This window comes from Stenotrophomonas sp. GD03777, from assembly GCF_029842485.1.
Lineage (GTDB): Bacteria > Pseudomonadota > Gammaproteobacteria > Xanthomonadales > Xanthomonadaceae > Stenotrophomonas > Stenotrophomonas sepilia.
In genome coordinates, this window is record NZ_JAOCGL010000142.1 from 1 (window position 1) to 7933 (window position 7933).

The 7933-nt window shown below is 68.3% G+C and carries 5 protein-coding genes; 4 read left to right on the plus strand and 1 reads right to left on the minus strand.

What is annotated here, in order from left to right:
• The first annotated feature begins 121 nt into the window (after nucleotides 1-121).
• Genes N5E02_RS19190 through N5E02_RS19205 form a run of 4 tightly spaced genes read left to right on the plus strand, consistent with a single transcriptional unit; the run spans nucleotide 122 to nucleotide 6192 of the window.
• Nucleotides 122-460, plus strand: a complete 339-nt coding sequence (locus tag N5E02_RS19190) for a hypothetical protein (protein ID WP_053498807.1) — start codon at nucleotides 122-124, stop codon at nucleotides 458-460.
• A gap of 56 nt (nucleotides 461-516) precedes the next feature.
• Nucleotides 517-1770 (plus strand): TolC family protein, encoded by a 1254-nt coding sequence (locus N5E02_RS19195; protein WP_279946618.1) that lies wholly within the window; start codon nucleotides 517-519, stop codon nucleotides 1768-1770.
• Nucleotides 1767-2972 carry an efflux RND transporter periplasmic adaptor subunit gene (locus N5E02_RS19200; protein WP_065185919.1) on the plus strand — a complete coding sequence of 402 codons (1206 nt, stop codon included), beginning with the start codon at nucleotides 1767-1769 and terminating at the stop codon, nucleotides 2970-2972. Before N5E02_RS19195 ends, N5E02_RS19200 begins: the two co-directional genes overlap by 4 nt.
• Before the next feature lie 10 nt (nucleotides 2973-2982).
• Nucleotides 2983-6192, plus strand: coding sequence for a CusA/CzcA family heavy metal efflux RND transporter (locus tag N5E02_RS19205; protein ID WP_279946619.1), 3210 nt, complete (start codon nucleotides 2983-2985; stop codon nucleotides 6190-6192).
• Nucleotides 6193-6287: 95 nt separating this feature from the next.
• On the opposite strand, the gene N5E02_RS19210 is transcribed toward N5E02_RS19205, so the two are convergent.
• Nucleotides 6288-7933: DUF885 family protein (locus N5E02_RS19210; protein WP_279946620.1), on the minus strand; the 1646-nt coding region annotated here is incomplete at its 5' end.

Below are 7933 nucleotides of genomic sequence, written 5' to 3' on the forward strand. Positions count from 1 at the left end.
GGTCCGCACCCACCAGGGCAGGATGCCCCCAGGCCCTCCACCTGAACGGGAGATTCCGACGAATTCCCGAGGCGGCCATTGATATTGTATCCGGCGAAAATCGCTTGCTAGCCTCCCTTCCATGCGCCGGATCACCCGCCAACTGCGTACGTACCTGATGATGCTGCTGATGGCGGCGTTCGTGGTCGTGCCGGTGGCCGACGTGCTGGCCTGCGCGGTCGAACCGCACGACACCACTGCGGTGCACGTGGAAAGCAACGCCAACGATGCCGAGGGTGACAGTGACAGCAAGCACGCCGGTGCCTGCAGCCACAACCACTGCCACCACTCCAACCTGAGCCTGCCGGCCAGCACCCTCGCCGCCTTCGGTGCGCCGCTGCCGGCGCGCTGGATGAATGCCGGCGACGCGGCGACCTATGCGGTCGCCCAGGATGAATTGACGCGTCCCCCCCGGGCGTGAGTTGAGCGCGTCCCGCGATTGCGGGCTCCCGTTTCACTCACAACCGGAATCCCCCTATGTCGATCCTGACACCTCGGTCGCTGCGTGCGGCCGGGCGGGTCGTCGCCGTGTTGCTGGGCCTGGCCCCGGCGGCATCGGTGATGGCGCAAGCCGCCCCTTCCTACGACACCCTGCTTGAACGCCTGGACCAGCTGCCCGGTACCCGCGTCGGTGCGGCGCTGGCCGAGGCCGCCGACGCGCGCGCCGACCAGGCCCGCGCACTGCCCAACCCTTCCCTGTCCTGGTCGGCCGAGAACGCCTGGGGCACCGGTTCCTATGGCGGCATGGGCAAGGCCGACAGCGTGCTTACCCTGTCCCAGCCATTGGAGGTCTGGGGCCAGCGCGGCGCGCGCGTCCGTGCGGCCCGCGCCGAGGCACAGGCGGCCAACCTGCGTGGCACGCAGAGCCGCAGCGATGTGGCCAGCCAGCTGGCGGTGGTCTACGCACAGGCGGAAAGTGCACTGCGCCGCTACACCCTGGCCGAAGAGGCACTGAGCCTCACCCGCGATGACGCCAACGCCGTCAACGCGATGGTCAAGCAGGGCCGCGAACCGCAACTGCGCGCGGTGCAGGCGCAGAGCGAAGTGGCCAACGCCAACGCCGCGCTGGATGAAGCGCAGGCCTTCCGCGAGGCCGCGCTGGCCCGCCTGGCCGGTGCTGCACTGCTGGATGCGCCGGTGCAGTCGATCGGCGACAGCCTGCTCGACCGTGCGCCGCCGCTGCCACGCGGTGCCACCGATACCGCACTGGCAGTGCGCATCGCTGAAGCCGAAGCCGATGCGGCGGGCAAACTGGTCGAGGTGGAGCGCAAGCGCGCCCTGCCCGACCTCAGCGTCACCGCCGCGCAGACCCGCTTCCGCGAGGGCGGCGAGCGTGCCTACAACCTCGGGCTCAGCCTCAGCATCCCGCTGTTTGACCGCAACCGCGGTGGCATCCGCGCCGCCAATGCCGACCAGCGCGCGGCCGAAGCGCGCCTGGACCAGCAGCGCCGCGACAGCGAGGCGGCACGCCTCTCCGCCGTGGCCGGTTTGAAGGCCGCCGGCAGCCGAACCCGCGCCGCCGATGAAAGCGTGGTCGCCGCCGAAGAGGCGTATCGCCTGGCCCGCATCGGCTTCGACGCCGGACGCATCTCGCAGCTGGAACTGCGCAGCACGCGCAGCGCTCTTATCGCCGCCCGTGCCGCCGCCGTGGATGCGCGCCTGTCGCGCGTCGGCGCGGAAATCGATCTTGCCCGCCTTGAAGGGCGCGCACCCTTTGTGGAGGCCCCATGACTCTCTCCCGTACTTTTCCGCTGATCGGCGGCATGCTGCTGACTGTGCTGCTGGCCGGCTGCGCTGGCAACGCGCAGACACCTGCCAATGAAGACCCCGCTGCGACCAAGGCCGGCACCGACGACAGCCATGGCCACGCGCCCGGCAGCAAGGAAGCCAAGGCCGAATCCGCGAAGACGCCGGCAGACACCGATGAAGGCGTGGTACCGCTGACCCCTGAGCAGATCAAGGCGTCCGGTATCGAAGTGGTTGCCGTCGGTCACGGCGGTGGCGGTTCCACCCGCCTCGCCGGTCGGGTGGAACCCTCGGTCGGTGCCCGTGCCTCGGTGGCCTCGACCGTGACCGGCCGCGTCGAGCGCGTACTGGTCGCGCCGGGCACGGCGGTGAAACAGAACCAGGCGCTGGCCATCGTGGTCAGTGGCGAGGCAGCGGTGTTCCGCGCCAATGCGCTGGCCGCATCCGCCGAAGCCGAGGCCGCACGCCTGGCCTATGGCCGCGACAAGGCCCTGGTCGACCAGGGCGTGGTCGCCCGCCAGGAGCTGGAAGCCTCGCGTGCGCGTTCGCTGGCGGCACAGGCCCAGGCCGCTGCCGCACAGGCACAGGCCGCCGCCAATGGTGCGCCCGATGCCAGTGGACGCGTGCGCATCACCAGCCCGGTGGCCGGCATCGTCGGCAACGTGCAGGTCACGCCGGGCGGTGTGGTCGCCGCCGGCAGTGCGGTGGCCGACGTCGCCGACCCGTCGATGAACGAGCTGGTGTTCACCGCACCGCCAGCGCTGGCTGCACAGGTCATGCCCGGCATGACGCTGGAAGTGAGCGTGCCGGGTGGCAGCTTCACCGCTACCGTCACCGGTTCGGCCGCCGATGTACGGCAGCAGGGCGGCGTCGCAGTGATCCGCGCCACGCCGGTGGATGCATCGCTGCCGCCGGCCGGTTCGCCGGTATCGGCCGTGGTGGTCACCGAAGGCCAGGACGGCTCGCTCAGCGTGCCCGCCGATGCGGTGCAGAACGTCGATGGAAGCAGCGCGGTGTTCGTCGCCGTCGAAGGTGGCTTCAAGGCGCAGCCAGTGCTGGCCGGGCGCCGTGCCGGTGACCGCATCGAGATCCTCGGTGGCCTGAGTGGCAACGAGCGCATCGTCGGTGCCAACGCCTTCCTGCTCAAGGCCGAGCTGGCCAAGGGCGAAGCCGAGCACGGCCACTGAGGAGGCGATCATGTTCAAGCTGATCATTGAAACAGCGGTGCGCCACCGCTGGCTGGTGGTGTTCATGGCGGCGCTGATCGCCGCCGTGGGCCTGTTCCAGCTGGGCAAGCTGCCGATCGACGCCGTGCCGGACATCACCAACCGCCAGGTGCAGATCAACACGGTGACCCCGGCGCTGACCCCGGAGCAGATCGAACGGCAGGTGACCTATCCGCTGGAAACCGCGCTGGCCGGCATTCCCGGCCTGACCACCACGCGTTCGCTTTCGCGCAATGGCTTCTCGCAGGTCACCGCGATCTTCACCGATGCCACCGACATCTACTTCGCCCGCCAACAGGTGGCCGAACGCATGCGCGAGGCATCGGAAGACCTGCCCGATGGTGCGTCGCCGATGCTGTCGCCGGTCACCACCGGCCTCGGCGAGGTGCTGATGTGGACGGTGGACTTCACCGCGTTCGATCCGACCAGGCTGGCCAAGCCCGGTGAAGCCGGCTGGCAGGCCGGCGAGGTCTACCGCACGCCGGAAGGCAACCTGCTGCGCACGCCGGAAGAGCGCGCGACCTACCTGCGCACCGTGCAGGACTGGATCATCGCGCCGCAGATGCGCTCCAGCCCGGGGCTGGCCGGTGTCGATACGGTCGGCGGCTACGTCAAGGAATACGGCGTGCATCCGGACAGCGCCAAACTGGCCGCGCATCGCCTCGGCCTGGCCGACCTGGTTACCGCGCTGCAGCGCTCCAACGTGCAGGCCGGCGCCGGCTTCGTGCAGCGGGCCGGTGAAGGCCTGGTGGTGCGTGCCGATGGCCTGGCGCTGACCACCGAGGATCTTGCACAGGCGCCGGTGGCCACCCGCAATGGCGTGGTGGTGCGCGTGGCCGATGTAGCCACCGTGGAACTGAGCCGCGCGCCGCGCCTGGGTGCAGCCAGCCGCAACGGCCACGAGGCCGTGCTGGGCACCGCGCTGATGATTGCCGGTGGCAACAGCCGCACCGTGGCGCAGGCCGCAGCCGCACGTCTGGAACAGGTGAACACGTCGCTGCCGGCCGACATCGTGGCCGCACCGGTGCTGGACCGCAGTGTGCTGGTCAATTCCACCATCAAGACCGTGGCCCGGAACCTCACCGAGGGCGCGCTGCTGGTGGTGGTGGTGCTGTTCCTGCTGCTGGGCAACCTGCGCGCGGCCACCATCACCGCGCTGGTGATTCCGCTGTCGTTCCTGTTCGCGGTGATCGGCATGAACCGCTTCGGCATCAGCGGCAACCTGATGAGCCTGGGTGCACTGGACTTCGGCATCCTGGTGGACGGTGCGGTGATCGTGGTCGAGTCGACGCTGCTGATGCTGGGCCAGCGCCGCGCCGAACTGGGCCGGGCGCTGACCGCGATGGAACGGCTGCGCGTGGCCGCCGATTCCGCGCTGAAGATGGCGCGCCCGGCGGCGTTCGGCCAGCTGATCATCCTGCTGGTGTTCGCGCCGATCCTCACCCTGGAAGGTGTGGAGGGCAAGACGTTCCACCCGATGGCGGCGACCTTCATGCTGGCCCTGGTCGGTGCCTTCCTGTTCTCCTTCACCTTCGTGCCGGCGATGACGGCGCTGCTGGTGCGCGAGCCGAAGCTGAAGGACGCCGATGCACATGCGGACGACGGCGAGCACGAGACCAGGCTGATACGCGTGCTGCGCGCGCGCATCGAGCCGGTGATCCGCAAGGCCGTGGCGCATCCGCGCACGGTAGTGGCCAGTGCGGTGATGATGGTGGTGGTGGGCATCGGCTCGTTCTCGATGCTGGGCCGCGAGTTCATGCCGACGCTGGACGAAGGCAACGTGGCGATGCAGGCGTTGCGCGTGCCGTCGACGTCGCTGGAGCAGTCACTGGCCATGCAACTGGCGTTGGAAAAGGTGATTGCCAAGCAGCCGGAAGTGGAGACCGTGTTCTCGCGTACCGGTACCGCCGAGGCGGCGATCGATCCGATGCCGACCAACATCTCCGACAGCGTGATCGTGCTGAAGCCACGCAAGGACTGGCCCGATCCGAAGTTGGCCAAGGACGCGCTGGTGGCCCGTTTCGAAAAGCTGGCCGGGCAGCAGCTGGGCAACAGTTTCGAGTTCAGCCAGCCGATCGAGCTGCGCTTCAACGAGCTGATTTCCGGCGTGCGTACCGACCTGGCCGTAATGATCTTTGGCGATGACTTCGGCCAGCTGCAGAAGGTGGCCGACCAGGTGGCGCTGAAGCTGCGTGCGGTGGATGGCGCGGCCGACGTGCGGGTGGAACAGATCTCCGGCCTGCCCACGCTGAACGTGGCGATCGATCATGTGGCGGCGGCGCAGTATGGGCTGACTGCGGCGGATGTGAGTGATGCACTGTCCACCGGCATCGGCGGTACTGCGGCGGGCAAGATCTTCGAAGGCGACCGCCGCTTCAACGTGGTGGTGCGCCTGGACGATGCCGCGCGCAACGATCCGGACCAGCTGGCCTCGCTGCCGATCGCCACGCCGTCGGGGTTGGTGATTCCGCTGTCGTCGGTTGCGCGCATCACGGTCAGCGAAGGGCCGAACCAGATCAGCCGCAACAACGGCAGCCGCCGCGTGGTGGTGCAGGCCAACGTGCGTGGCCGCGACCTGGGCGGCTTCGTCGGCGAAGCGCAGGCCGCGGTAGCCGACGTGGCACTGCCGCCGGGTGCCTACCTGACCTGGGGTGGCCAGTTCGAGAACCTGCAGCGCGCGGAAAAGCGGCTGGCGACGGTGGTACCGGTAGTGTTCCTGCTGATCGGCAGCCTGCTGTTCATGGCCCTGCGCAGCGGCAAGGAAGCCATTCTGGTGTTCAGCTGCGTGCCGTTGGCGTTGGTCGGCGGCATCCTCGCGCTGCTGCTGCGGGGCATGCCGTTCTCGGTATCGGCAGCGGTCGGCTTCATCGCCGTGTCCGGCGTGGCGACCTTGAATGGCCTGGTGCTGATGCAGGCGATCCGCGAACGCCTGGATGCCGGCGACCTGCCGCTGCAGGCGGCGATCAACGGTGCCTCCAGCCGCATCCGAGCAGTGCTGACCACGGCGCTTGTGGCGATCGTCGGCTTCATTCCGATGGCGATCGCCAGCGGTTCCGGCGCAGAAGTGCAGAAACCGCTGGCGACGGTGGTGATCGGTGGCCTGATCACCGCCACCGTGCTGACCCTGCTGGTGCTGCCGACGTTTGCGGCACGCGTGGCCAAGCCGCGGGCGGTGGGGTGAGGTGAGAGGGGGTCGGAGCCCTTTCCACGGGAAAGGGATCCGACCCCGTGACCGGGTCGGATTGCCGGCCAGCGGCCGGCACTACCCGGTACCGGTCAGGCCTTCTTGCGCTCGGCGATGTAGGCCTGGATCTGCTGTTCCAGCACCGGCAGCGGCACCGAGCCCTGCTTGAGCAGGGTGTCGTGGAAGCCCTTGATGTCGAACTTGTCGCCCAGCTCCTTCTCGGCCTGCGCACGCAGGCGCACGATGGCGATCTCGCCCAGCTTGTAGCTCAGCGCCTGGCCCGGCCAGGAAATGTAGCGGTCCACTTCAGTGGTCACTTCATGCTCGCTCAGCGCGGTGTGGTCACGCAGGTAGGCCAACGCCTGCTCGCGGGTCCAGCCTTTGCTGTGCACACCGGTGTCGATCACCAGGCGCGCGGCGCGCCACATCTCGTAGGTCAGGCGGCCGAAATCCTCGTACGGGGTTTCGTAGATGCCCATCTCCACGCCCAGCTTCTCGCAGTACAGCGCCCAGCCTTCGCCATAGGCGGAGATGTAGGCGTTGCGGCGGAACTCGGGCAGGTTCTTCTGCTCGGCGGCGATCGCGCCCTGCAGCGAATGGCCCGGATCGGATTCATGCAGGGTCAGTGCCGGCAGGTTGTACAGCGGGCGCGAGGGCAGGTTGTAGGTGTTGAGCCAGTAGGTACCCATGCCACCGCGGCCGGCCGTCCAGAACGGTGCAATGTCCGGTGGCACCGGCACGATGGTGAAGCGCGCGCGCGGCAACGTCATGTACTTGCCGAGCTGGCCGTCCGCCCGCTTGGAAATCCACGCGGCGCGCGAAAGCAGCTCTTCCGGCGTCTTCGCATAGAACTGCGGATCGGTACGCAGGAAGGTCAGGAACTCGGCGAAGCTGCCCTTGAACTTCACCTGCTTGATGATGTCGTTCATCTCGCCCTGGATGCGTGCGACTTCCTCCAGGCCGATGCGGTGGATCTCGTCCGGCGACAGGTCCAGCGTGGTGTACTCGTGGATCTGCTGCCTGTAGTAGGCCTTGCCATCGGGCATCGCTTCGGCGGCCAGGGTGGTGCGCGCCTGCGGCACGTACTCGTTGACGAAGAAGGTGCGCAGCTGCTGGAACGCCGGCACCACCTTGCCGCTGATCGCTTCACGCGCCTGCGCCTGCAGCCTGGCCTGTTCGGCGGCCGGGATGCTGTTGGGCAGCTTCTTGAACGGCGCGTACAGCGGCGATTCGGTCGGGTCCTTCAGCTCGGCAACGGTGGCGATGGACACTTCGCGGCCATCCAGCACCGCGCGCGGCACGCTGAAGCCGCGCTTCAGGCCGGCGCGCATGTTCTCGGTCTGCTGGCCGAAGTAACGCGGCACATCGTTCAGCCGTGCGATGTAGTTCTGGTAGTCCTGCACGGTCTTCATCTCGCGCCGGGCCATGAAGGACAGGTTGGACCAGAACGAGGAATCGGCGTTGAACGGCATTTCGTAGCCGCGCAGGCGCGTCTCTTCGGCCAGGTTGAACACTTGGTCGCGATAGATCGCGTAGTTGACCTGGTTGTCCGGCGACAGGGTCTTCGGGTCGATCTTCTTCAGTGCGGCCAGGGTATCGTCCCACACCTTCAGACGCGCCTGCTGCGCGGCCGGGCCGACGTCAGGCATGCGGGTGGCGTTGGCCGGGGCGTCTTCGTCCTCGCTGGCTTCACCACCTCCCTGCTGGCGCCACTTCCATTCCTTCTCGTACAGCGCGC

Bases quoted from the DNA above. Each gene is read 5' to 3' on its own strand.
- N5E02_RS19190 (WP_053498807.1), top strand. From the start codon at position 122: ATGCGCCGGATCACCCGCCAACTGCGTACGTACCTGATGATGCTGCTG.
- N5E02_RS19195 (WP_279946618.1), top strand. From the start codon at position 517: ATGTCGATCCTGACACCTCGGTCGCTGCGTGCGGCCGGGCGGGTCGTC.
- N5E02_RS19200 (WP_065185919.1), top strand. From the start codon at position 1,767: ATGACTCTCTCCCGTACTTTTCCGCTGATCGGCGGCATGCTGCTGACT.
- N5E02_RS19205 (WP_279946619.1), top strand. From the start codon at position 2,983: ATGTTCAAGCTGATCATTGAAACAGCGGTGCGCCACCGCTGGCTGGTG.